The sequence below is a fragment of the Burkholderia contaminans genome, from assembly GCF_029633825.1.
GTDB lineage: Bacteria > Pseudomonadota > Gammaproteobacteria > Burkholderiales > Burkholderiaceae > Burkholderia > Burkholderia contaminans.
Window position 1 is genome coordinate 703,615 of sequence record NZ_CP090640.1, and the last position, 23,796, is coordinate 727,410.

Consider the following 23,796-nt stretch of genomic DNA (forward strand, 5'->3'; position numbering starts at 1 on the left):
AAAGAGAAATCGGATGAGGACAATCCCGCCATTATAAAATAACCGTCTTGCGCGATGGCGGGCCCGGGTCGGGTCCTGCACGACGCGCCACCGCTTCCTTCACTACCGACCGCAAGATCCATGTACAAACTCGTTCTCATCCGCCACGGCGAATCGACGTGGAACAAGGAAAACCGCTTCACCGGCTGGGTCGACGTCGACCTGACCGAGCAGGGTCGCAACGAGGCCTACCAGGCCGGCGAATTGCTCAAGGAGGCCGGCTACACGTTCGACATCGCGTACACGTCGGTGCTCAAGCGCGCGATCCGCACGCTGTGGCACGTGCAGGACAAGATGGACCTCATGTACCTGCCGGTCGTCCATTCGTGGCGCCTGAACGAGCGCCACTACGGCGCGCTGTCGGGCCTGAACAAGGCGGAAACGGCCGCGAAGTTCGGCGACGAGCAGGTGCTCGTGTGGCGCCGCAGCTACGACACGCCGCCGCCCGCGCTCGAGCCGACCGACGAACGCGCGCCGTTCAACGACCCACGCTACGCGAAGGTGCCGCGCGAGCAGCTGCCGCTCACCGAGTGCCTGAAGGACACGGTCGCGCGCGTGCTGCCGCTGTGGAACGAGTCGATCGCCCCGGCGGTCCGCGCCGGCAAGCAGGTGCTGATCGCCGCGCACGGCAACTCGCTGCGCGCGCTGATCAAGTACCTCGACGGCATCTCGGACAGCGACATCGTCGGCCTGAACATCCCGAACGGCGTGCCGCTCGTGTATGAGCTCGACGAGAACCTGAAGCCGATCAAGCACTATTACCTCGGCGACCAGGACGCGATCGCGCAGGCGCAGGCCGCCGTCGCGAAGCAGGGCAAGGCGGGCTGACGCCCGTCGGCCGGGCGAGCCGGGCGGGCGGGCGGCGTCCGCTGCGGCCCGTCCGGCCCCGCCCCGTGCCCTTGTCGCGAGCGCCGCGCGAACCTTCGCGGCCCCGGCGCTGTCGAAACCGCTTTCGAACCCGCAGCGCATCCGGCGGCGCCCCGCCGGGCCGGCTCCGGGCCTGTTCGACGCTTTTCGCGCCGTTCCACTGAGTTATCGGACGAACAGTTATACTTGTCCGCTACATCATCCCCGCTACCGCCACGCGCTTCCCGACCGCACCAGATCTCTATGCGAATGAAATTGAAGAACATCGGCCTGATTGCCGCGGGCCTCGCCACGGGCGTGTTCGCCACGCTGCAGGTTTCCGCATCGGCCGAGCAGACCGCCACGGCGCCGCTTCCCCTCGACCAGCTCCGCCTGTTCGCGGAAGTCTTCGGACAGATCAAGCGCGAGTACGTCGAACCGGTCGACGACAAGAAGCTGCTGACGGCCGCGATCAAGGGCATGGTGTCGAGCCTCGACCCGCACTCGTCGTTCCTCGACAAGACCGACTATGACGAGCTGCAGGAGCAGACGAAGGGCCGCTTCGCGGGTCTCGGCATCGAGATCTCGCAGGAAGACGGCCTCGTCAAGGTGATCTCGCCGATCGAGGATACCCCCGCGTTCCGCGCCGGCATCCGTCCGGGCGACCTGATCACCCGCATCAACGACAAGCCGGTGCGCGGCATGACGCTCGACAAGGCCGTGAAGCAGATGCGCGGCGAGCCGGGCACCAAGGTCACGCTGACGATCTTCCGCAAGAGCGACGACCGCACGTTCCCGGTCACCGTCACGCGCGCGATCATCAAGGTCCAGAGCGTGAAGATGAAGATCCTCGATCCGGGCTATGCCTATGTCCGCATCACGAGCTTCCAGGAGCGCACGACGCCCGATCTCGCCCAGAAGCTGCAGGACATCGCACGCCAGCAGCCGAACCTGAAGGGCCTCGTCCTCGACCTGCGCAACAACGGCGGCGGCCTGCTGCAGAGCGCGGTCGGCGTGGCCGGCGCGTTCCTGCCGCCCGACTCCGTCGTCGTGTCGACCAACGGCCAGATCGCCGATTCGAAGCAGGTCTACCGCGATACGTACGACAACTATCGCCTGCCGTCCTTCGATGGCGATCCGCTGAAGAACCTGCCGCCGGTGTTCAAGACCGTGCCGATGATCGTGCTGACGAACGCCTATTCGGCGTCCGCGTCGGAAATCGTCGCCGGTGCGCTGCAGGATTCGAAGCGCGCGCAGATCATGGGCAAGACGACGTTCGGCAAGGGTTCGGTGCAGACGGTCCGCCCGATGACGGCCGACACCGCGCTGCGCCTGACCACCGCGTACTACTACACGCCGAGCGGCCGTTCGATCCAGAACAAGGGCATCACGCCGGACGTGCCGGTCGACCAGTACGCGGATGGCGATCCGGACGACGTGCTCGTGACGCGCGAGGTCGACTACACGAACCACCTCGCGAACACGCAGGATCCGAACGAGAAGAAGGAACAGGAAGACCGCGAGCAGCGCCGGATGGATCAGCTGCGCGTGCTTGAAGAGCAGAACGACAAGAAGACGCCGGAGCAGCGCCAGAAGGATCGCGATCGCAAGCCGATCGAGTTCGGCAGCGCCGACGACTTCATGATGCAGCAGGCGCTCAACAAGCTCGAAGGCAAGCCGGTCCAGGAATCGAAGTCGCTGCTCGCCGAAAGCACGAAGGGCCCGGCCGGCAAGGCCGCCACGGCCTCGAAGGCATCGGGCGCCAGCGCGAAGCCGGCTTCCGCACCGAAGCCCGCGTCGGCGCCGAAGTAAGCGCCGGCCGGCATCCGACGGGCCATCGCGGGAAGACCGCGATGGCCCGTTTTTCATGCGCGCCTAAAATAACGACACATACGCCGCCTCGCCACGACTCCCCATGAACGACGATCAACTCCTTCGCTACTCCCGTCACATCCTCGTCGACGAAATCGGCATCGAGGCACAGCAGCGCTTTCTCGATGCGCATGCGATCGTCGTCGGCGCGGGTGGCCTCGGCTCGCCCGCCGCGATGTACCTCGCGGCATCGGGCGTCGGTACGATCACGCTCGTCGACGCCGATACGGTCGATCTCACGAACCTGCAGCGGCAGATCCTGCACGTGACGGCTTCGGTCGGCCGCCACAAGGTCGAATCGGGGCGCGACGCGCTCGCGCAGCTGAACCCCGAGGTGAAAGTGCACGCGGTCGCGGAGCGTGTCGACGATGCATGGCTCGACGCGCACGTGCCGCACGCGAGCGTCGTGCTCGACTGCACCGACAACTTCGCGACGCGGCACGCGATCAACCGCGCCTGCGTCGCGCATGGCGTGCCGCTCGTATCGGGCGCCGCGCTGCGCTTCGACGGGCAGATCAGCACGTTCGACTTCCGCGACCCGGCCGCGCCCTGCTACGCGTGCGTGTTTCCGGAAGACCAGCCGTTCGAGGAAGTCGCGTGCGCGACGATGGGCGTGTTCGCGCCGACGGTCGGGATCATCGGCGCGATGCAGGCCGCCGAGGCGCTGCGCGTGATCGGGGAAATCGGCAAGACGCTCAACGGGCGCCTGATGATGCTCGATTCGCTGCGGATGGAATGGACGACGATGAAAATCGCGCGCCAGGCCGACTGCCCCGTGTGCGGGGGCCGGCACTGACGCGCGACGGGCATGCGCCCGGCGGCGCATGCATGGTGACACTTCGCTACGATTAGCGCAGACGCGGGCGCCTGCTACGCAGCCGCATCCGCGCGCGGCTCCGCCACCGACAGGCGCTGCAACGCGGCCTGCACTTCCTCCGGCTCGAACGCGGCGAGCACGTCGGCCGTCGGCTTTTCGAGCGCCTTCAGGTGCGCGCGCAGGATCTCCTGCTTCACGACCAGCAACTGGCTCGGGTGCATCGAGAACTCGGTCAGCCCCATCCCGAGCAACAGGCGCGTGAGCGCCGGGTCCCCCGCCATTTCCCCGCACACCGACACGGACACGCCCGCGCGCTTCGCTTCGCGCAACGTATAGGCGATCAGGTGCAGCACGGCCGGATGCAGCGGGTCGTACAGGTGCGCGACCGCGTTGTCCGCGCGGTCGATCGCGAGCGTGTACTGGATCAGGTCGTTCGTGCCGATCGACAGGAAATCGAACCGCTTCAGGAACAGCGGCAGCGCGATCGCCGCGGCCGGGATCTCGATCATCGCGCCGATGCGCACGTTCGGGTCGTACGAGAGCCCCGCGTCGTCGAGCTGGCGCTTCGCCTCGCGGATCAGGTCGAGCGTCTGGTCGATCTCCTGCGCGTGCGCGAGCATCGGGATCAGGATCTTCACCTGGCCGAACGCGGACGCGCGCAGGATCGCGCGCAACTGCGTGAGGAACATCTGCGGCTCGGACAGGCTCCAGCGGATCGCGCGCAGGCCGAGCGCGGGGTTCGGCGCCGTCTCGTAGCCTTCGTCGAGCGCCTCGAGCGGCTTGTCCGCGCCGACGTCGATCGTGCGGATCGTCACCGGCATGCCCTTCATCCACTCGACGGCCCGCTTGTACGCGGCGAACTGCTCCTCCTCCTCCGGCATCTCCTTCTGATGCATGAACAGGAACTCGGAACGGAACAGGCCGACGCCGACCGCGCCGGCCTCGACGGCCGCCTTCGCGTCGTCGGGCAGCTCGATGTTCGCGTACAGCTCGATCTTGGTGCCGCACAACGTTTGCGTCGGCGAGAACTTCAGGCGCTGCAGCTTGCGTTGCTCCAGCAGCTTCTCGGACTGCCGGTACGAATATTCCTCGAGGACGATCGGCGCCGGATCGACGATCACGATGCCCTGGTCGCCGTCGACGATGATCAGGTCGTCCTGGCGGATCAGCGCGCTCGCATGCTGCACGCCGACCGCGGCCGGAATGCCGAGGCTGCGCGCGACGATCGCCGTGTGCGACGTGCGCCCGCCGAGATCGGTGACGAACGCCTGGAACGACTGCGACTTGAACTGCATCATGTCGGCCGGCGCGATGTCGTGCGCGACGACGATCATCTCGTTCGTGCCGTTCTTGGCCGCACGGTCGAGCGCCTGCGACGCGGACGGTGCGCCGGCGAGCGCCTTCAGCACACGCTCGACCACCTGCTCGATGTCGGCCTTGCGCTCGCGCAGGTATTCGTCCTCGATATCGTCGAAGTGGCGCGTGAGCAGCTCGAGCTGCTCGGTCAGCGCCCACTCGACGTTGTAGCGGCGCGTGCGGATCAGGTCGATGGTTTCCTGCACGAGCATCTCGTCGCTCAGGATCATCGCGTGGACGTCGATGAATGCGCCGACTTCGCTCGGCGTGTCGTCGGTCAGGTCGGCGCGCAGCGCTTCGAGTTCGTGATGCACGACCTCGAGCGCGGTGCGGAAGCGCTCGACCTCCGCATCGATCTGGTTCGCCTCGACCAGGTAATGGGCGACGTCGAGCGCCGCCGGCGCGATCAGATACGCTCGCCCGATCGCGATACCACGTGAGACGGGAATGCCATGCAGCGTGAAGGACACGCGCACCTCCTCTGTACAAGTAAAGCCGCGGCACACTGCTGCGATGCGCTTATGACCCCGGTTAGCGATTATAAATTCCGCGACTCCCCGCTGACTGCATGCACCGCAGCATTGCGCATTTCGCATCAATGCTTCCGACGAAAAAAATGCCGCGGAATCCGCGGCATTCTGACTGGAAACGGCAACTATCCCGCGCGAGGATCACTGGCCTTCGCCGAACTTGTCGGCGATCAGCTTCAGTAGCGCGTCCATCGCTTCCCGCTCGTCGGGCCCTTCGGTCTCGATCGTCACGGTGCTGCCGATGCCGGCCGCCAGCATCATCACGCCCATGATGCTCTTCGCATTGATCTTGCGCCCGTTGCGTGTCATCCAGACTTCCGACTGGAAGTTGCCGGCCAGTTGCGTAAGCTTGGCCGATGCGCGCGCATGGAGCCCCAATTTATTGACGATGGTGGTTTCTTGTTGAAGCATGATTCTCGGTCGGGTCGGTCGGGACCGCCGGCGGCGCGCGCAGGCGGGTCGGTCTAAAACGGAAAACGGAGGCTCAGTGCGATTCGGTGCGCGGCTGCGGTTCGGGCGGAATCGGCGCGCACTGGCCGCAGCCGGTTTCGCTCGGCGGCGGCGGCGTGCCGGCCGACACCTCGTGCACGCCCTTCGCGCCGCCGGACAGCGCCTTGTCGACCAGCTTGTCGAGCGGCACGGTGCGGTAGCAGACGGCACGCACGAGCATCGGCAGGTTCACGCCGGCCAGCACGCGCACGTTGTCGAGCTTCGCGAGCTGGCCCGCGATGTTCGCGGGGGTCGCGCCGTACATGTCGGTCAGCACGACCACGCCGTTCTCTTCCCGGAGACGCGCGAGCTCCGCGTGCGCGAACGCCATCACCTGGGTCGGATCGCTGTCCGCCATCACGTCGATACAGCCGATGCGGGCGGGCACGCCGCCATAGATGTGCGCGATGCAGTCCCGCAGCGCGGTGGCGAGCGGGGCGTGCGCGATGATCAGGATCCCGGCCATGTCAGATCGCTCCCGGCCGCCCCTGGCGGGCCAATACCCCGCGGCGGGGCAATGAGCGTAGCGAGTGTGGGAAACGTTCCATGTTCAGCCTTGCAACAGTTTCGGCCCGACCGCCGGGCCTTGGGTGCGCGAGCGCGGCACCGGGCAAGCGGGCATTGTAGCAGGCCGGTCGAACTGCTCGGCGACGGGGGACCTGCGCGGCCGCCGCCGGGGTTGCGCGGGAAAGCAGCCTACGCGGCTGCCCGCTCCAGCGCGTCGATGAACATTGCGGCGACGTCGAAGCCCGTCTGCTCCATGATCTCGCGGAAGCACGTCGGGCTCGTGACGTTCACCTCGGTCAGCCAGTCGCCGATCGCATCCAGGCCGACCAGCAGCAACCCGCGTGCCGCGAGCACGGGCCCGAGCGTTTCGGCGATCTCGCGATCGCGCGCGGTCAGCGGCTGCGCCACGCCGAGCCCGCCCGCCGCGAGATTGCCGCGCACTTCGCTGCCCTGCGGAATCCGGGCGAGCGAAAACGGCACCGGTTCGCCCGCAATCAGCAGGATGCGCTTGTCGCCTGCCTTGATCTCCGGAATGAACTTCTGGATCATCAGCGAGCGCGTGCCGTCGTGGCCGAGCATCTCGATGATCGCGCCGAGATTCATCCCGTCGGCCTTCACACGGAACACGCCCATCCCGCCCATGCCGTCGAGCGGCTTGACGATCACGTCGCCATGCTCGGCGTGGAAGGCGCGCAGGCGCGCCGCATCACGCGTGACGAGCGTCGGTGCGACGAATTGCGGAAACTCGCCGATCGCGAGCTTTTCCGAGTGATCGCGGATCGACTGCGGCTTGTTGAACACGTGCGCGCCCGCCCGCTCGGCAAGCTCGAGCATCCACGTGGCCGTCACGTATTCCATGTCGAACGGCGGATCCTTGCGCATCAGCACCGCACCGAACGACGTCAGCGCACGGGATTCGTGCGCGGCCGCCTCGTACCACGGATGGCGGTGCAGATCGGCCGTATCGCCGACGATCGTCACGCGCTGCACGTCCGCCTCGACGCCCGAACCCGTCCACGCGAGCTGGTGCGGCTCGCATGCGTACACCGCATGCCCGCGCCGCGCCGCCTCCGCCATCATCGCGTAGGTCGAATCCTTGTAGATCTTGAAGCGCTCGAGCGGGTCGGCGATAAAGAGAATGTCCATGAGGTCCTGTACGTAGCGAAGGTCCGTTACACCTGGATGGCTTCGGGGTCGGTCTTTTCCAGTTCGATCGACGACGCGATCAGCGACAGCCGCGCGACGACGCCGTACATGTAGAAACGGTTCGGCGGCGCGGCACCCGGCTTCGCGCCCGCATCCGGCAGCGCGGTGTGCTCGAAGCCGAGCGGCACGTAGTGCATGCCGGGCGCGTTCAGGTTCTGGTCGCGCTCGCGGCCGGCGTGCGTGCGGTAGAAGCCGCCGACCACGTAGCGGTCGATCATGTACACGACGGGCTCGGCGACTTCGTCGCCGACGCGCTCGAACGTATACACGCCTTCCTGCACGATCACGTCGCGCACCGCGAGGCCGGCCTTCGACTCGGCCATCTGCGCGCGCTCGGCCTTCGACATGCGGCCGATCTCGGCCGCATCGTGCACGGTCATCACGCCGCGCCCCGCCGTGCCCGCGTCGGCCTTCACGACGACGTACGGTTTCTCGCTGATCCCGTATTCGCGGTACTTGCGCGCGATCTTCTTCAGCACGCCGTCGATCGCATCGGCGAGCGCCTGCTCGCCTTCATGCGCCTGCCAGTCGACGCCTTCCACGTGCGCGAAATACGGATTCACCATCCACGGATCGACGCCGACCATCTTCGCGAACTTCTTCGCGACGTCGTCGTAGCACGAGAAATGCGTCGACTTGCGGCGCACGGCCCAGCCCGCGTGCAGCGGCGGCAGCAGGTACTGCTCGTGCAGGTTTTCCAGCACGGCCGGAATGCCGGCCGACAGGTCGTTGTTCAGCAGGATCGAGCACGGATCGAAATTCTTCAGGCCGAGGCGGCGCTGCGAACGCTCGAGCGGTTCGAGCACGATCTTCTGGCCATCGGCCAGCGTGATCGGCGTCATGTCGGTGATGCTCGGGTCGAGCGAGCCGAAGCGCACGTTCAGGCCGGCCTGGCGCATGATCGTGGCGAGACGTGCGACGTTTTCGAGGTAGAACGCGTTGCGGGTCGGCAGCTCGGGAATCACGAGCAGGTTCTTCGCGTCCGGGCAGATCTTCTCGATCGCGGCCATCGCCGCCTGCACGGCGAGCGGCAGCACTTCGGACGGCAGGTTGTTGAACGCGCCGGGAAACAGGTTCGCGTCGACGGGCGCCAGCTTGAAGCCGGCGTTGCGCAGGTCCACCGAACAATAGAACGGCGGGGTGTGTTCCTGCCATTCGAGCCTGAACCAGCGTTCGATCGCAGGCGTCGCGTCGAGGATCTTCTGCTCGAGTTCGAGCAGCGGACCGTTCAACGCGGTAACGAGGTGGGGAACCATGAATCACTCGCGAGCGGGAGAATGAAGATTGTAGAGCAATTGCCCTGCCCATTTGGGGATTGTTCCCGGCTTCACAAGGATATGGAGGAAGTTTTCGGCTATTGACCCGATAGAGTGAAGGGTTATCCGCTACGGCAGCGCGTGACAGAAGAAAAAAAGCCCGCCGGGTGAGGCGGGCCCAAGTCGCTGCGCTCATTCATGGCGGGCGCCGTCGTCGCGGCGGCCCGCCGGTCATCCTTGTGACTTATTCGACATGCTCGCCGTGCAGGATCACGTCGAGGCCTTCGCGCTCTTCTTCTTCCGACACGCGCAGGCCGATCGTCAGGTCGATCAGCTTCAGCAGCACGAAGCTCAGCACGCCGCTGTAGACCAGCGTGATCAAGACGCCCTTCGCCTGCAGCAGCAGGCTGCCGTCGGCGCCGCCGATATCCTTGACCGCGAAGACGCCGGTCAGCAGTGCGCCGAGAATCCCGCCGATGCCGTGCACGCCGAACGCGTCGAGCGAATCGTCGTAGCCGAGCTTCGACTTGAGCCACGTCGCCGACCAGAAGCACACGACGCCCGCCGCGATACCGATCACGAGCGCGCCTGCCACGCCGACGAAGCCGGCTGCCGGCGTGATCGCCACCAGACCCGCGACCGCGCCCGACACGATGCCGAGCACCGACGGCTTGCCCTTCGCGATCCATTCGGCAAACATCCAGCCGAGCGCCGCGCACGCCGTCGCGACTTGCGTCGTCAGCATCGCGAAGCCGGCGCGGCCGTCGGCCGCGACTGCGGAGCCCGCGTTGAAACCGAACCAGCCGACCCACAGCATCGAGCCGCCGATCATCGTCAGCACGAGGTTGTGCGGTGCCATCGATTCACGACCGTAGCCGACGCGCTTGCCGAGCACCAGGCACGACACGAGGCCCGCGATACCGGCGTTGATGTGCACCACCGTGCCGCCCGCGAAGTCGAGCACGCCGTCAGCCGACAGCCAGCCGGTCGGCTCCCACACCATGTGCGCGATCGGCACGTAGACGATCAGCGACCAGAGCGTCATGAACACGAGCATCGCCGAGAACTTCATCCGGTCGGCGAACGCGCCGCAGATCAGCGCCGGCGTGATGATCGCGAACGTCATCTGGTAGACGAAGTAGACCGATTCCGGAATCGTCGGTGCCAGGTGGCTGACGGTCAGCGTCGTCGCCTTGTCGCCGTGGATGTAGTTCATGCCGTGCAGGAACGCGCGCGACAGGCCGCCGATGAAGCCGCTGCCCGGCGTGAACGCGAGGCTGTAGCCGACCACCGTCCACAGCACCGTGATCACCGCGGTGATCGCGAAGCTCTGCATCACGGTCGCGAGCACGTTCTTCTTGCGGACCATGCCCGCGTAGAACAGCGCGAGGCCGGGGATCGTCATGAACAGCACGAGCGCGGTGGACGTCAGCATCCACGCGGTATCGCCCGCGCTGATCTTCGACGAATCGACCGAGAACGGGGCGGTCGGCGCAGCGGGAGCGGCCGGTGCCGAAGCAGCGGCGGCAGCCGACGCGTCGGTGGCGCTCGAGGCCGGCGCGGCGGCAGCGGCGGTTGCGGACGCGTCGGTGGCAGCCGGTGCCGAAGCGGCCGGAGCGGCAGCAGCCGATGCGTCGGAAGCCGTTGCGGCGGGCGCGGACGCAGCCGCGGCGGACGCCGCGTCGTCGGCGAGCGCGGAGCCGACGCCGGCCGCGATCAGCGAGCCGGCCATCAGCAGGGACATCAGAAGTTTGCGCATCTTGGGTTTCCTCTTGTCGCTTGTCTTGTCTGTTCTGTTACAGCGCGTCAGCGCCGGTCTCCCCGGTGCGAATCCGGATCACTTGCTCGATGGGCGTGACGAAGATCTTGCCGTCGCCGATCTTGCCGGTGCGCGCAGCCCGCTCGATCGCTTCCACCGCCTGGTCGACGAGATCGTCCGACACGGCCGCCTCGATCTTCATCTTCGGCAGGAAATCGACCACGTATTCGGCGCCGCGGTACAGCTCGGTATGCCCCTTCTGGCGCCCGAACCCTTTTACCTCCGTCACCGTGATGCCCGAGACGCCAAGCGCCGACAGCGCTTCGCGCGTCTCATCGAGCTTGAACGGCTTGATGATTGCGGTAATGAGTTTCATGAAGTCCTCTCGCAGAGTTGTCCCGTCGAATTGGTTGGAATGTTGTAACGGACTCTTCTCAGCAACTCGCATGCCAAGTCGGTTCGAGCACCGTTTCAAAGGGCTTCATCAAGGGGTCGCATCGCGCGATGTAAGGCGCGGAAGCCCGGCCGAATGGCCAACGTGGCCCGGTTTGCTGGCGCGGCGAAAGGATCGTTGCTAGAGTGCACGCACGTCCCGGATCGCCGGGGCATTCACCCATGCGGGCGCCATGCCCGGAATTCGCGCTCCGGGCGCACCATTTCCGGTCATGCGTGCATCATGGGCACGTACGCAACTGAAGATGCACATTTTTTGTGCAAGGAAGGGGAATCACATGAAGCAACCCAGCGACGTTTTCAACGATCTGCAGTCGCGCGTCAGCGATCTGCTGAAAAACTCGCCGGCCAAGGACGTCGAGCGCAACGTGAAGGCCATGCTGTCGCAAGGCTTCTCGAAACTCGATCTCGTCACGCGCGAGGAATTCGACACGCAGGCGCAGGTGCTCGCCCGCACCCGCGTGCGCCTCGAGGAGCTCGAGAAACGCGTCGCGGAACTCGAGCAGAAGCTCGCCGCGCCGCAAGCCTGACGCCCTGCCCGGCCGCAAGGTCCGGGCGCGGGCCGCCTCGCGCGGCCCGCGCCCGCCGCCTTGAAGCACTGAAGCACTGAAGCACTGAAGCACTGAAGCACTGAAGCACTGAAGCACTGAAGTCACCGTACCGCTCTTCGTCGTCCGTCGTTCTACGCAGCACCCCCGCTCTTCGCTGTTCTTCGCTCTTCGCAGTCCGTCGTTCCGCTGTTCCTCGTTCTTTCCCCGCGCCACGCCGGCAAGCGCGCACCGTTCCTCCGATTCCCGCGGCATGCGGCCTCGAACGGCCGTCGTCCGTCTTTTTTCAGGAGCCTCGCCATGTCGCTCGCCGTGGTGCGCAGTCGCGCGCCCGCCTCCGGCCGTGCGCCGGACGTCACCGTCGAAGTCCATCTCGCCAACGGGTTGCCGTCGTTCTCGATCGTCGGCCTGCCCGATCTCGAAGTCCGCGAAAGCCGCGAGCGGGTGCGCGCCGCGCTGCAGAACTGCGGCTTCGACTTCCCCGTGCGCCGCATCACCGTCAACCTCGCGCCGGCCGACCTGCCGAAGGAGTCGGGACGGTTCGACCTGCCGATCGCGCTCGGCATCCTCGCCGCGAACGGCCAGATCCCGGCCGACGCACTGGCCGGCCGCGAATTCGCGGGTGAACTGTCGCTGACGGGCGCGCTGCGGCCGATGCGCGGCGCGTTCGCGATGGCGTGCGGCGTGGCGCGGGATTGGCAGGTGGCGGAAAGCGGCGCGGCTTCCGGCCTGGGTTCAGGCACGCTCTCCGGTTCAGGCGACGGTGGCCGGGAGGCCGGCCCGCAGCCGCACTCCGCCGCCGCGTCGGACGCCCCGAGCTGTACCTGCCGCTAGCCAGCGCCGCCGAGGCCGCGCTCGTGCCGGGCGTCACCGTGTTCGGCGCGCCGGACCTGCCCGCGCTGTGCGCGCACCTCACCGGCGCGCCCGACGGACGGCTCGCGCCGGTCGCGGCGCCGTGCCTCGACGGCCTGCCGATGCCGGCCGCGCCCGATCTCGCCGACGTGGTCGGCCAGCGCGGCGCCCGCCGCGCACTGGAAGTCGCGGCCGCGGGTGGCCATCACATGCTGATGGTCGGGCCGCCGGGGGCCGGCAAGTCGATGCTGGCCGCGCGGCTGCCGGGCCTCCTGCCGCCGCTGACCGACGATGAGGCGCTGACGTCGGCGGCGCTCCTCTCCGCGAGCCGCCTCGGCTTCTCGCCCGCGCAGTGGCGCCGGCGGCCGTTCCGTGCGCCGCACCACTCGTCGAGCGCCGCCGCGCTGGTCGGCGGCCGCAACCCGCCGCAACCGGGCGAGATCACGCTCGCGCACCTCGGCGTGCTGTTCCTCGACGAACTCCCGGAATTCGACCGGCACGTGCTCGAAATGCTGCGCGAGCCGCTGGAGGCCGGCCGCATCACGATTTCACGTGCGGCCCAGCAGGCCGACTTTCCGGCCGCTTGCCAGCTGATCGCCGCGATGAATCCGTGCCCGTGCGGCTGGCACGGCGATCCGTCAGGACGCTGCCGCTGCTCGCCCGACGTCGCCGCACGCTACCTGCGCAAGCTGTCGGGGCCGCTCGTCGATCGCATCGACATCCAGATCGACCTGCCCGCGCTGTCGCCCGCCGAACTGGCGACGCGCACATCGGCGCCCGGCGAGCCGAGTGCCGCGGTCGCCGCGCGGGTTGCGCAGGCGCGTGCGCTGCAACTCGATCGGCAGGGCAAGACGAACCACATGCTGAGCGGCCGCGAGACCGACGACCTGTGCCGGCCGACCGACGAAGGCGAACGGCTGTTGCGCGAGGCCGGCGAGCGCTTCGGCTGGTCGGCGCGCGCGTATTACCGCGTGCTGAAGGTCGCGCGGACGATCGCCGACCTGGCCGGCGACCCGCTGCCGACGGCCGCGCAGATCGCCGAAGCGATCCGCTACCGGCGCGCGCTGACGGCGCTTTGAACGCCCTCGGAGGACAAAATCCGGCTGTCAAGACTTGACTTATGCACAATTCCGCGAATCCGGCCCCGCATCAGGTCTCGGCGAGACCTTTGCGGCACGGAATCCGTATCTCCTTGTTTTGATTCACCTTTCCCAAAAGGCAAGCGAACGGCCAAACAGGCCGGAAGGCCGTCCCGCGCGGCTTGGCGGGAAATCCGGGCAACTTTTCAACAAAGTTATCCACATGCGCTGTGGATAGCCGAAAAAACCTCGCAAAATCCGGCGACTAGCGTCGAAAGCTGCGAATGAACTTTCAGTTGCCACCGCGTGTCTGAGCGCCCTCGCCGGCCGCCGTCAGTCGAGTTTGAACGACCCGAAAAACTGGTCGAGCTGCTCCTGCGTGAGCGGCCCGTCGGCAATCACGACAGCCTGGTACGCGTGCCGGCCGCGCGCGGCGAGCCGCGCGACGATCGTCTTGTGCGTGCGATCGCCGCCGGCCGCCGCGCCCGCGACGCGCAGCTCGAGCCCGTTCACCGCACCGCCGGCCGCGAGCGGCACGGGCACCGACGCCGTCTGCGGCGGCGCCCGCGAGGTTGCGGGACAGCCCGGCGCGCAGGAACTCGAGCGCCGCGCGGCGCGTGTCGTCACGGTCGTCCGGCAGCGTCAGCGTGCCGACCGCGAACACCGCGCCGTCGACGTGCGCGGCCTGCATCCGCATCGGCATCGACGCGCCGCCGATCGCCACCGGCTGCTCCTCGACGGTCGGCTTCGCCGGCAGGTCGATCGTGTAGCCGGCATCGTTGTGCAGCGTGCGCCAGTCGTACGACGGCGAGCACGCGGCCAGTGCCGCGCTCACGCACGCGAGCGCGGCGAAGTGTCGCAACGGACGAAAAAGGGGGCGCAACGAAACGATGACTTCCTTCGGCATGGCGTGGATCGGGCAGGCAAAACGGGCATTATCCGCTGAACGTGAAATCCGGGATGTGTGCCCGCCGTCGGTGCGCAAGCCGCATTCGCGCTAAAATGATCGTCGAATTTCGATGTCCTTTGCATTGATCCGCGTCATCGACCGACTCCGAGAGCACCAGATGAACACCACGCCTCCCGTCCGGCGCAGCGCCGGCCCCGCCCGCTACATCGTCGCCGCCGTCGTAGTCGCGGCGATCGCCGTCGCCGGCTTCTTCGCATTCAACGGCAAGTCGAGCGTGCCGGACGCCACGTTCACGCTGCTGTCGGGCCAGAAGGTCTCGACTGCAGGCGATCTGAAAGGCAAGGTCTATCTCGTGAACTTCTGGGCGACGAGCTGCGCAACCTGCATGCAGGAAATGCCGCAGATGGTCGATACCTACAACCGCTTCAAGGGTCAGGGTCTGGAATTCGTCGCGGTCGCGATGAACTACGATCCGCCGATGTACGTCGCGAACTACGCGCAGACGCGACAGTTGCCGTTCAAGGTCGCGCTCGACGACGGCAGCGTCGCGAAGCAGTTCGGCAACGTGCAGCTCACGCCAACGACCTTCGTCGTCGACAAGGACGGCAAGATCCTGAAGCGCTACGTCGGCGCGCCGCAGTTCGCGGAACTCGACGCACTGCTCAAGAAGGCACTCGACGGCAACGCGGCCTGAGCGCCGCCCGATCCGGCTCGAAGGGCCGCGCACCGCGCCCTTCCCCGCACGACGGACCGCATGACCGGGCAATCCGGTTCCGCGGTCCGTTTGCTTTTCAGCGCTCGGTTTCGCCTTTCGCCGACAGCCCGTAGCGCTTCATCTTCTCGTACAGCGTCGCCTTGCCGACATGCAGCCGGTCGGCCGTCGCGGCGACCGCGCCGCCCGTCTGGTTCAGCGCCTCGGCGATCACCGCGCGCTCGAACTGCTCGATGCGCTCCTTCAGCGTCTGCTCGTTGTCGGCGTCGTCGCCGCTCGCGCCCGTCTCCTGCGGCATGTCGGCCACGCCGAGCACGAAGCGGTCGGCCGCGTTGCGCAGCTCGCGCACGTTGCCGGGCCAGTCGCGCTGCATCAGGCTCGCGCGCTGCCGGTCGGTCAGCACCGGCGCGGGCCGCGCGTAGCGCACGGCCGCATCGAGCATGAAATGCTCGAACAGCGGCACGATGTCCTCGCGGCGCTCGGCGAGCGGCGGCAGCGCGATCGTCACGACGTTGAGGCGGTACAGCAGGTCGCGCCGGAACGTGCCGGCCGCGACTAGCTCGCTCATGTCGCCTTTCGCGGCCGCCACCACGCGGCAGTTCACGCGGATCGGCTGGTTCGAGCCGAGCCGCTCCAGCACGCCGTCCTGCAGCACGCGCAGCAGCTTCACCTGCAGCGCGAGCGGCATGCTTTCGATTTCATCGAGGAACAGCGTGCCGCCGGACGCATATTCGAGCTTGCCGACACGGCGCTTCGCGGCGCCGGTAAACGCGCCGGGCTCGTAGCCGAACATCTCCGACTCGAACATCGGCTCGGGCAGCGCGCCGCAGTTCACCGCAATGAACGGCTTGTCGCGGCGCGGCGACAGCTCGTGCAGGCTGCGCGCGATCAGCTCCTTGCCGGCGCCGGTGTCGCCGTTGATCAGCACCGACGCATCGGTCGGCGCGACGTTCGCGATCAGCTTGCGCACCTGCTCGATTGCCGGACTGCGGCCGATGATGCGCGGCGCGACGACGTTCTGCCCTGCCAGCTCGCGCCGCAACGCGTGGTTCTCGAGCACGAGCTCGCGGCGCTCGAGCGCGCGGCGCACCGTCTCGATCAGGCGCTCGGCCGCGAACGGTTTTTCGATGAAGTCGTACGCGCCGTCGCGCATCGCCTGCACGGCCATCGAGATGTCGCCGTGCCCGGTGACGAGGATCACGGGCACGTCGGGCACGCGCTCGCGGCACTGCGCGAGCACGTCGAGCCCGCTCGCGCCGGGCAGCCGGATGTCGCTGACGATCGCGCCGGCGGTATCCGCGACGATCGCCTTCTCGGCCGCTTCGGCCGACTCGAAGCCGGCGACGTCGAACCCCGCCAGCTGAAGGCTCTGCACGCTGGCCCGGCGAACGAGCGCATCGTCTTCGATATAGATCACTTGCAGCCGGTTGGCCATCGTACTCACTTGCTCCTGACGGGCCGCGCGGCGGCAGCGCGCGCGGCGTCGTTGATACCGATCGTGCGCCGATCGGGCGGGCGGCGTGGCGCGCCTAGCGCGAGCCCGCCGGCTCGGACACGAAGTCCGGATGATGCGTGCAGGCGCGCCGCAGCGTCAAGACGAACAGCGCGCCGCCCGACGGCGCGTTGCGCGCTGTGAGCGCACCACCCGCATCGCTCGCGATCGACGACGAGATCGCGAGGCCGAGCCCGAGCCCGCGCCCCATTTCCTTGGTCGTGAAGAACGGCTCGAACAGGCGCGGCAGCAGGTCGGGCGCGATGCCGCTTCCGTTGTCGCGCACCTCGACCGCGAGCGTGGCCGCCGACACCGCGATCGTCACCTCGATCGCCGGCGCCGCCACACCTGCGACCGCGTCGAGCGCGTTGCCGAGCAGGTTGATCAGCACCTGTTCGAGGCGAAGATCCTCGCAACGGGCGACGAGCTCGGGATAGTCGCGCGCCAGGTCGAGCGGCGCATCGTGCGCGGGCGACACGGTCGCGTCCTGGAGCGTCAGCGTGAGTGCAACGCCGCGCAGGCGCTCGTCGAGCAGCGACAGCACGCTGCGCAGCGCGCGCACGACGAGCGCCTGCTCGTTGCGCGGCTTCGCGCGGCCGACGAACAGCTTCAGCTGGTTCGTGATCTTGCCCATCCGCTCGGTGAGCGCGGCGATCGCCTCCAGGTTCTCGCGCGCGGCCGCCTGCTCGCCGCGATCGAGCAGCACGCGCGTGTTGTCCGAGAAGCTGCGCAGCGCCGCAAGCGGCTGGTTCAGTTCGTGCGTGATGCCGGCCGCCATCTGACCGAGCGCGGCGAGCTTGCTCGCCTGGATCAGTTCGTCGTGCGCGGCGCGCAGCTCCTGCTCCGCGCGGATCCTGTCGCCGACTTCCTTCTGCAACTGCTCGTTCGCCTCCGACAGGTCGGCCGTGCGCTCCTCGACGCGCCGGTTCAGCTCCGCATAGGCCTGCTGCAGCAGCGCGCGGCCGCGGATCATTTCCCGCACGCGCGCGCGGCGCATTCGCCAGTAGAACGCAAGCAGCGCGACCGACACGAAGCCGAAACCGGTGACGATCGTCGCGTTGCGCGCATCGGCGTCGACGGGCGCGATCGGCGCGAGCGTGACGAGCAGCCAGTCGGGCTCGCCGATCCGGCGCTTGCTCGCGAGGTAGCGCGGCGCGCGCAGGCCGGGGCCTACGCCGGCCGCTCCGAGGCGCACGATCTCCGCATCGGGGCCGAGCACCTGCTCGATGCGCAGCGGCAGCGGCGTGACGGGCTGCTGCGCGTACTGGCGCGTCTCGTAGATCGACTCGGCGACGGGCCCCGTGAGCGGCCGCAGCGTGTGGTACTTCCATGCGGGCACCGACGACAGGAACACGACGCCGTGATCGTCCGCGACAACGAGCGGCTCGGACGCATCGGCGCCCTGGAACCATTCGAGATTGAGCTTCACGACGACGACGCCCGCGATCTTGCCGTCGCGCCACACCGGCTGCGAGATGTAGTAGCCCGGATCGCGCGAGATCGTGCCGATCCCGAAGAAGCGGCCGACCTGGCCGTTCATCGCGTCGAGGAAATACGGGCGGAAACGGTATTCGGTTCCGACGAAGCTGTCGGGCGCACGCCAGTTGCTGGCGGCGACGCACAGGCCGTCCGCGCCGATCACGTAGGTGACGGTCGCGTGCGCGTGTTCGTTGAGGTCTTCGAGATAGCGATTGACGCGCCCGGTGTAGTCGGCGCGCTTCGGATCGGCAAGCAGCTCCTGCACGTACGGGTGGCTGCCGAGCAGATAGGGCAGCGACTCGTAGCGGTCGAGCGTGCTCTTGAGCGCGTTGGTGGTGCGGTCGACGCGCACCGCGGCGTTGCGCTGCAGCTCGGCGACGCCGCGCCGCCAGGTGATCGTCCACGTCAGCGCGCACGCCGCGGCGAGCGCGGCGGCAAGCACGACGAGAATGAGCAGGCGGCGCGTCACGGTCGAGGCTTCCTGGCGATGCGGATCGCCTATTGTGTCATAGGCCCCCGCCCCTCTGCGCTGGCCGCCGCGGGCCGCGCCGGCGGCGGGCGGTGCCGCCGCCTGCTCCTTCATGCCGTCAGACGCCGGCCGTCTCGGTCGGCGTCACTTCGCCGCCGCCCTTCAGCGCCTGGCGCAGCTTGTTGCGGTCGAGTTCCTTCTCCCAGGCCGACACGACGACCGTCGCGACGCCGTTGCCGACGATGTTGGTCAGCGCGCGGCACTCGCTCATGAAGCGGTCGATACCGAGGATCAGCACCATGCCCGACAGCGGGATCGTCGGCACGACGGCCAGCGTCGCGGCGAGCGTGATGAAGCCCGCGCCCGTGACGCCGCTCGCGCCCTTCGACGTCAGCATCGCGACGGCCAGCAGCGTGAGCTGCTGCATCCACGTCAGTTCGATGTTGGTCGCCTGCGCGATGAACAGCACGGCCATCGTCATGTAGATGTTGGTGCCGTCGAGGTTGAACGAATAGCCGGTCGGCACGACGAGGCCGACGACCGAACGCGAGCAGCCTGCCTTCTCGAGCTTTTCCATCAGCTGCGGCAGCGCGGCTTCCGACGAGCTCGTGCCGAGCACGATCAGCAGCTCTTCCTTGATGTACGACACGAAGCGGATGATCGAGAAGCCGGTGAAGCGCGCGATCGTGCCGAGCACGACCAGCACGAACACGACCGACGTCAGGTAGAACGTGCCGATCAGCTTGAGCAGCGGCACCAGCGAGCCGACGCCGTACTTGCCGATCGTGAACGCCATCGCGCCGAATGCGCCGATCGGGGCCAGCTTCGTGACGATGTGCACGATGCCGAACAGCACGCGCGTGAGCCCGTCGATGAAGTCGGTGACGACCTTGCCGCGCTCGCCGAGGTGCGCGAGCACGCTGCCGAACAGCAGTGCGATCAGCAGGATCTGCAGGATTTCGCCCTGCGCGAATGCATCGACCATCGTGTTCGGGATGATGTGCATCAGGAAGTCGACCGTCGACTGCCCGTGCGCCTTCGCCGCGTACGACGCGACGGCCTTGCCGTCGAGCGTCGCCGGATCGATGTTGAAGCCGACGCCCGGACGCAGGATGTGCGTGGCCGCGAGGCCCAGCACCAGCGCGAAGGTCGACACGATCTCGAAGTACAGCAGCGCCTTGCCGCCGACGCGGCCGACCTTCTTCATGTCCTCCATGCCGGCGATGCCGGTGACGACCGTACAGAAGATGATCGGGCCGATCACCATCTTGATCAGCTTGATGAAGCCGTCGCCGAGCGGCTTCATGTCGGTGGCGATCGACGGGTAGAAGTGGCCGAGGATCACGCCGACGATGATGGCGAAGATCACCTGCACATAGAGCACTTTGTAGAAGGGTTTCTTCTTCACGATGGTTCCTGCAGAAGTAGATGAGCCGATGGAAACGGCGTCACGCGCGCGGACGAATGTCTCAGGGGAAAGGCATTCGCCCGCGCGGCTGCCGTGCCGCAACAAGCGATGCCTCAGGACGTCCGGAGGGGGAGGAAGGCAGTGGTCATCGATTGTCTCCTTGCTTGCTGTAGTAGTTCGGCCGTGGGATGGCCGTGCGCTTTATATTGCAAGGTCAATGCCAGGTTCCTGAAACCCGTCAAACCTTTGTATTCATTGTATTTCTCATAATGCGGCAGGCAAGGAAATCCGGGATTCCGGATTTCCGGAAAATATCCGTCCGGCGATCCGGACGGAGGCATCGTTTCATCAGACGAATCAATGCTGCACGGCCCGGCCGGCCAGCACGCCCGTCTGCGCGTAGAACTCCTGCTGCGTGAACGCGTCGCGCTCGCGGCGTGCGCGCTCGCCGCGATCCGCGAGCGAGCCGACGACGATCCCGATGAAGGCGAGCGGCACCGACACGAGCGCCGGGTTGTCGAGGAACACCGGCGCGTGCGCGTGGTGCAGCACGTCGACCCACACCGACTTCGACAGTACCGTGAGCGCGACCGCCGACACGAGGCCGAGCCCGCCGCCGAGCACCGCGCCGCGCGTCGTCATCCCGCGCCAGAAGATCGACATCGCGAGCACCGGGAAATTGGCGCTCGCGGCCACCGCCGCGACGAGGCCGACCATGAACGCGACGTTCACGTGTTCGAACAGGATCGACAACCCGATCGCGACCGCCGACAGCGCGATCGTCGCCGCGCGCGAAATGCGCATCTCGACGCGCTCGTCGGGCTTGCCGCGCGCCCACATCTGCGCATACAGGTCGTGCGAGATCGTCGTCGCGCCGGCGAGCGTCAGGCCCGCGACCACCGCGAGGATCGTCGCGAACGTGACGGCCGCGATGAAGCCGTAGAACCAGTTCCCGCCGACCGCCTGCGCGAGCTTCACCGCGACCATGTTCGAGCCGCCGAGCAGGTCGTGCGTCAGGTTGAACGTGCCGTTCGCGCCGACCTTGAAGAACTCCGGATGCTGCGCGAGCAGCACGATCGCCGAGAAGCCGATCACGAAGGTCAGCAGGTAGAAGTAGCCGATGAAGCCGGTCGCGTAGAGCACCGACTTGCGCGCCTCCTTCGCGTTCGGCACCGTGAAGAAGCGCATCAGGATGTGCGGGAAGCCGGCCGTGCCGAACATCAGCGCGATGCCGAGCGACAGCGCGTTCGCAGGATCGCGGATCAGCTTGCCGGGGCCCATGATCGACAGCGCGCCCGGATGCACGGCCACCGCGCGGCGGAACATCTCGTCGACGCTGAAGCCGAATTCGCCGAGCGCGAGCACGACGAGCAGCGTCGCGCCGCACAGCAGCAGCACGGCCTTGATCACCTGCACCCAGGTGGTGGCCGTCATCCCGCCGAAGAACACGTAGACGACCATCAGCACGCCGACGATCAGCTCGGCCGTGCCGTACGACAACCCGAACAGCAGCTGGATCAGCTTGCCCGCGCCGACCATCTGCACGACGAGGTACAGCACGACGATGGTCAGCGAATTCGCGGACGTCAGCAGCCGGATCGGCCGCTGCGCGAAGCGGTACGCGACGACGTCGACGAACGTGAACTTGCCGAGGTTGCGCAGCGGCTCGGCGATCAGGAACATCACGAACGGCCAGCCGACCAGAAAGCCGATCGAGTAGATGAGCCCGTCGAAGCCGAACATGAACACCATCCCGGACAGCCCGAGGAACGACGCGGCCGACATGTAGTCGCCCGCGATGGCAAGCCCGTTCTGCAGCCCGGTGATGCCGCCGCCGGCCGTGTAGAAGTCGCGTGTCGAGCGTGTGCGGCGCGCGGCCCAGCGCGTGAGCGCGAGCGTCGCGAACACGAACGCGAAGAACATTCCGATCGCGACCGGGTTCAGCTCGACCTTGTCGGGCATCGGGCCCGCGACCGATACCGCGTGGGCGGCGGAGGAAACGAGAACGGCAGGCGCGCCGAGCGCCATCGAGAGTCGTCGCATGTCGGCCTCCGTCACGAACGCTGCAGGATCGCGTCGACGCGGCGGTCGAACGCACGGTTCGCGCGCAGCACGTAGCACGCGGTCAGGCTGATCGCGACCAGGATGATCGCGACGCCCGCGGCAATCCCGACCGTCATCGTCGCACCGCGGTACAGCGGCGCGGCGAGCACGTGCGGCGCGAGCGCGACGAGCAGGATGAAACCGTAGTACGTGGCGATCATCAGCGCCGTCAGCGTGAAGCTGAAGCGGCGCCGCGCCCGCACGAGCTGCTGGTAGTCGCGGCGCGCCGTGACCGATTCGATGACGGAAAGCTCCATGGTGTCTCCTTCGCCTCGTCTGTTCGCAAGGCGTGTCTTGTGGATGGCCGGCGCGTCAACCGATCCGCCCGCGCCGCGGCGGTGCAATGCAATGTGTCCTGCCCGTGCATGGGCGTGCGCTCAGACCACGCGATCCGCACGCAGCCGCGCGACCTCGTCAGCCGACATCCCGAGCCAGCCGCCGAGCACCGCGTCCGTATCGGCGCCGAGCACCGGCGGCGCACCGCGCACCGGCAGCCGTGCGCCATCGAAGCGATACGGTGGCGCAAGCACGTCGACGCCGCCCGCGACCGGGTGCGGCAGTCGCGTGACGAGCCCCGCGCGCGTCGCGCGTTCCGACTTCAGCGCTTCGTGCAGCCCGAGCACTTCGCCGCACGGAATGCCTGCATCGGCGAGCGCCGTGAGCAACGCCGCGCGCGGCCGGCGTGCGAGTTCGCCGCAAATCTCGGGCAGCAGCTCGGCGCGGTTTTCCGAGCGGCCGAGGTTGGTCTTGTAGCGCGCGTCGGCCGCGAGATCGGGCCGCTCGATCGCATCGCAGAAACGCGCGAACTGCGTGTTGTTGCCGACCGTGATCACGAGCGGGCCGTCGGCCGCGTCGAACACACCGTACGGCACGACCGACGGATGCGCGTTGCCGTAGCGCGGCGGGTCCTCGCCCATCAGCAGCGCGTCGAGCCCGTAGTACGCGGTGATCATCAGCCCGCAGTCGAACAGCGCCATCTCGATGCGTCGCCCGCGCCCGGTCGCATGGCGCTCGTACAGCGCGGCGAGGATCGCCTGCGCGGAATACATGCCGGTGAACAGGTCGACCGCCGCGACGCCGAACTTCAGCGGCGGCTGGCCTGCCTCGCCGTTCAGCGCCATCAGCCCGGCCTCGCCCTGCACGACGAGGTCGTAGCCGGGCCGCGCGGCCTCGGCGCCCGAGCGGTCGTAGCCGGAAATCGCGCAGTGCACGAGGCGCGGATTCAGCTCGGCCAGCGCGTCGTAGCCGAGCCCGAGCTTTTCCGCGCCGCCGAACTTGAAGTTGTGGAGCACCACGTCGGCCTGCGCGGCCAGCTCGCGTGCGAGGCGCCGCCCTGCTTCGGTCTGCAGGTCGAGACAGATCGAGCGCTTGCTGCGGTTCACGCTGTTGAAGTAGGTCGTCTCGGTGTCGCCGATCCTCAAGCCCCAGTCGCGCGTGTCGTCGCCGCGCGCCGGATGCTCGACCTTGATCACTTCCGCGCCGAAATCGGCGAGCACCATCGCGCACCACGGGCCCGCGAGCACGCGCGAGAAATCGAGCACCTTCACGCCGGCCAGCGGCAATGCGCGCGATTCGTTCGTCATCCTTGTCTCCTCCATTCGCGTCGTTCGCTTT

General features: G+C 67.6%; 18 protein-coding genes and 2 pseudogenes. 6 read left to right on the plus strand and 14 right to left on the minus strand.

The window, feature by feature from the left end:
- The first annotated feature begins 120 nt into the window (after positions 1-120).
- The 3 genes from gpmA to LXE91_RS03350 all read left to right on the plus strand — a co-directional run bounded on the left by gpmA (position 121) and on the right by LXE91_RS03350 (position 3,553).
- Entirely contained in the window at positions 121-867 is a 747-nt protein-coding gene (gpmA, locus tag LXE91_RS03340) for a 2,3-diphosphoglycerate-dependent phosphoglycerate mutase (RefSeq protein WP_012329275.1), read from the plus strand.
- 282 nt (positions 868-1,149) lie between these two features.
- Positions 1,150-2,697: a S41 family peptidase gene (locus LXE91_RS03345; protein WP_039346234.1), complete on the plus strand. Its 1,548-nt coding sequence runs from the start codon at positions 1,150-1,152 to the stop codon at positions 2,695-2,697.
- Between the two features lie 103 nt (positions 2,698-2,800).
- Positions 2,801-3,553 (plus strand): HesA/MoeB/ThiF family protein, encoded by a 753-nt coding sequence (locus tag LXE91_RS03350; RefSeq protein ID WP_039346236.1) that lies wholly within the window; start codon positions 2,801-2,803, stop codon positions 3,551-3,553.
- Positions 3,554-3,627: 74 nt separating this feature from the next.
- On the opposite strand, the gene ptsP is transcribed toward LXE91_RS03350, so the two are convergent.
- From ptsP to LXE91_RS03385, 7 genes are all read right to left on the minus strand, one after another.
- Positions 3,628-5,400 carry a phosphoenolpyruvate--protein phosphotransferase gene (ptsP, locus tag LXE91_RS03355; protein ID WP_039346522.1) on the minus strand — a complete coding sequence of 591 codons (1,773 nt, stop codon included), beginning with the start codon at positions 5,398-5,400 and terminating at the stop codon, positions 3,628-3,630.
- A gap of 201 nt (positions 5,401-5,601) precedes the next feature.
- Complete coding sequence (locus LXE91_RS03360) at positions 5,602-5,871, minus strand: HPr family phosphocarrier protein (protein ID WP_006477716.1); 270 nt, start codon at positions 5,869-5,871, stop codon at positions 5,602-5,604.
- A 73-nt stretch (positions 5,872-5,944) separates the two neighbouring features.
- Positions 5,945-6,415 (minus strand): PTS sugar transporter subunit IIA, encoded by a 471-nt coding sequence (locus LXE91_RS03365; protein WP_039346239.1) that lies wholly within the window; start codon positions 6,413-6,415, stop codon positions 5,945-5,947.
- A gap of 230 nt (positions 6,416-6,645) precedes the next feature.
- The gene (gshB, locus tag LXE91_RS03370) at positions 6,646-7,602 is read right to left on the minus strand and encodes a glutathione synthase (protein WP_039346241.1); all 957 of its coding nucleotides are present in this window, start codon (positions 7,600-7,602) and stop codon (positions 6,646-6,648) included.
- Positions 7,603-7,628: 26 nt separating this feature from the next.
- Positions 7,629-8,918, minus strand: a complete 1,290-nt coding sequence (gene gshA / locus LXE91_RS03375) for a glutamate--cysteine ligase (RefSeq protein WP_011353295.1) — start codon at positions 8,916-8,918, stop codon at positions 7,629-7,631.
- A gap of 244 nt (positions 8,919-9,162) precedes the next feature.
- Entirely contained in the window at positions 9,163-10,677 is a 1,515-nt protein-coding gene (locus LXE91_RS03380; protein ID WP_039346245.1) for an ammonium transporter, read from the minus strand.
- A 37-nt stretch (positions 10,678-10,714) separates the two neighbouring features.
- Complete coding sequence (locus LXE91_RS03385; RefSeq protein ID WP_006398175.1) at positions 10,715-11,053, minus strand: P-II family nitrogen regulator; 339 nt, start codon at positions 11,051-11,053, stop codon at positions 10,715-10,717.
- A 355-nt stretch (positions 11,054-11,408) separates the two neighbouring features.
- Here LXE91_RS03385 and LXE91_RS03390 point away from each other — a divergent pair, with 355 nt between their 5' ends.
- Together LXE91_RS03390 and LXE91_RS03395 are read left to right on the plus strand one after the other, a co-directional pair.
- Positions 11,409-11,660 carry an accessory factor UbiK family protein gene (locus LXE91_RS03390; protein ID WP_006489451.1) on the plus strand — a complete coding sequence of 84 codons (252 nt, stop codon included), beginning with the start codon at positions 11,409-11,411 and terminating at the stop codon, positions 11,658-11,660.
- A gap of 318 nt (positions 11,661-11,978) precedes the next feature.
- Positions 11,979-13,609: pseudogene (locus LXE91_RS03395) on the plus strand (YifB family Mg chelatase-like AAA ATPase).
- A 333-nt stretch (positions 13,610-13,942) separates the two neighbouring features.
- Here the strand turns inward: LXE91_RS03395 and LXE91_RS03400 are convergent.
- Positions 13,943-14,516, minus strand: a pseudogene (locus LXE91_RS03400) (hypothetical protein).
- Between the two features lie 160 nt (positions 14,517-14,676).
- Between LXE91_RS03400 and LXE91_RS03405 the strand changes: the two are divergent.
- On the plus strand, positions 14,677-15,213 hold the full coding sequence (locus LXE91_RS03405; protein WP_039346524.1) for a peroxiredoxin family protein: 537 nt from the start codon (positions 14,677-14,679) through the stop codon (positions 15,211-15,213).
- Between the two features lie 97 nt (positions 15,214-15,310).
- Here LXE91_RS03405 and LXE91_RS03410 read toward each other — a convergent pair whose 3' ends face one another.
- From LXE91_RS03410 to LXE91_RS03435, 6 genes are all read right to left on the minus strand, one after another.
- The gene (locus LXE91_RS03410) at positions 15,311-16,666 is read right to left on the minus strand and encodes a sigma-54-dependent transcriptional regulator (RefSeq protein ID WP_039346255.1); all 1,356 of its coding nucleotides are present in this window, start codon (positions 16,664-16,666) and stop codon (positions 15,311-15,313) included.
- Positions 16,667-16,760: 94 nt separating this feature from the next.
- On the minus strand, positions 16,761-18,785 hold the full coding sequence (locus LXE91_RS03415; protein ID WP_039346257.1) for a sensor histidine kinase: 2,025 nt from the start codon (positions 18,783-18,785) through the stop codon (positions 16,761-16,763).
- Positions 18,786-18,789: 4 nt separating this feature from the next.
- Positions 18,790-20,079: a dicarboxylate/amino acid:cation symporter gene (locus tag LXE91_RS03420; RefSeq protein ID WP_039346259.1), complete on the minus strand. Its 1,290-nt coding sequence runs from the start codon at positions 20,077-20,079 to the stop codon at positions 18,790-18,792.
- A 357-nt stretch (positions 20,080-20,436) separates the two neighbouring features.
- Entirely contained in the window at positions 20,437-22,122 is a 1,686-nt protein-coding gene (locus tag LXE91_RS03425; RefSeq protein ID WP_039346527.1) for a cation acetate symporter, read from the minus strand.
- An 11-nt stretch (positions 22,123-22,133) separates the two neighbouring features.
- Positions 22,134-22,439 carry a DUF485 domain-containing protein gene (locus LXE91_RS03430; RefSeq protein ID WP_039346261.1) on the minus strand — a complete coding sequence of 102 codons (306 nt, stop codon included), beginning with the start codon at positions 22,437-22,439 and terminating at the stop codon, positions 22,134-22,136.
- A gap of 120 nt (positions 22,440-22,559) precedes the next feature.
- On the minus strand, positions 22,560-23,765 hold the full coding sequence (locus LXE91_RS03435; protein ID WP_039346263.1) for a CaiB/BaiF CoA transferase family protein: 1,206 nt from the start codon (positions 23,763-23,765) through the stop codon (positions 22,560-22,562).
- Between the last annotated feature and the right edge of the window lie 31 nt (positions 23,766-23,796).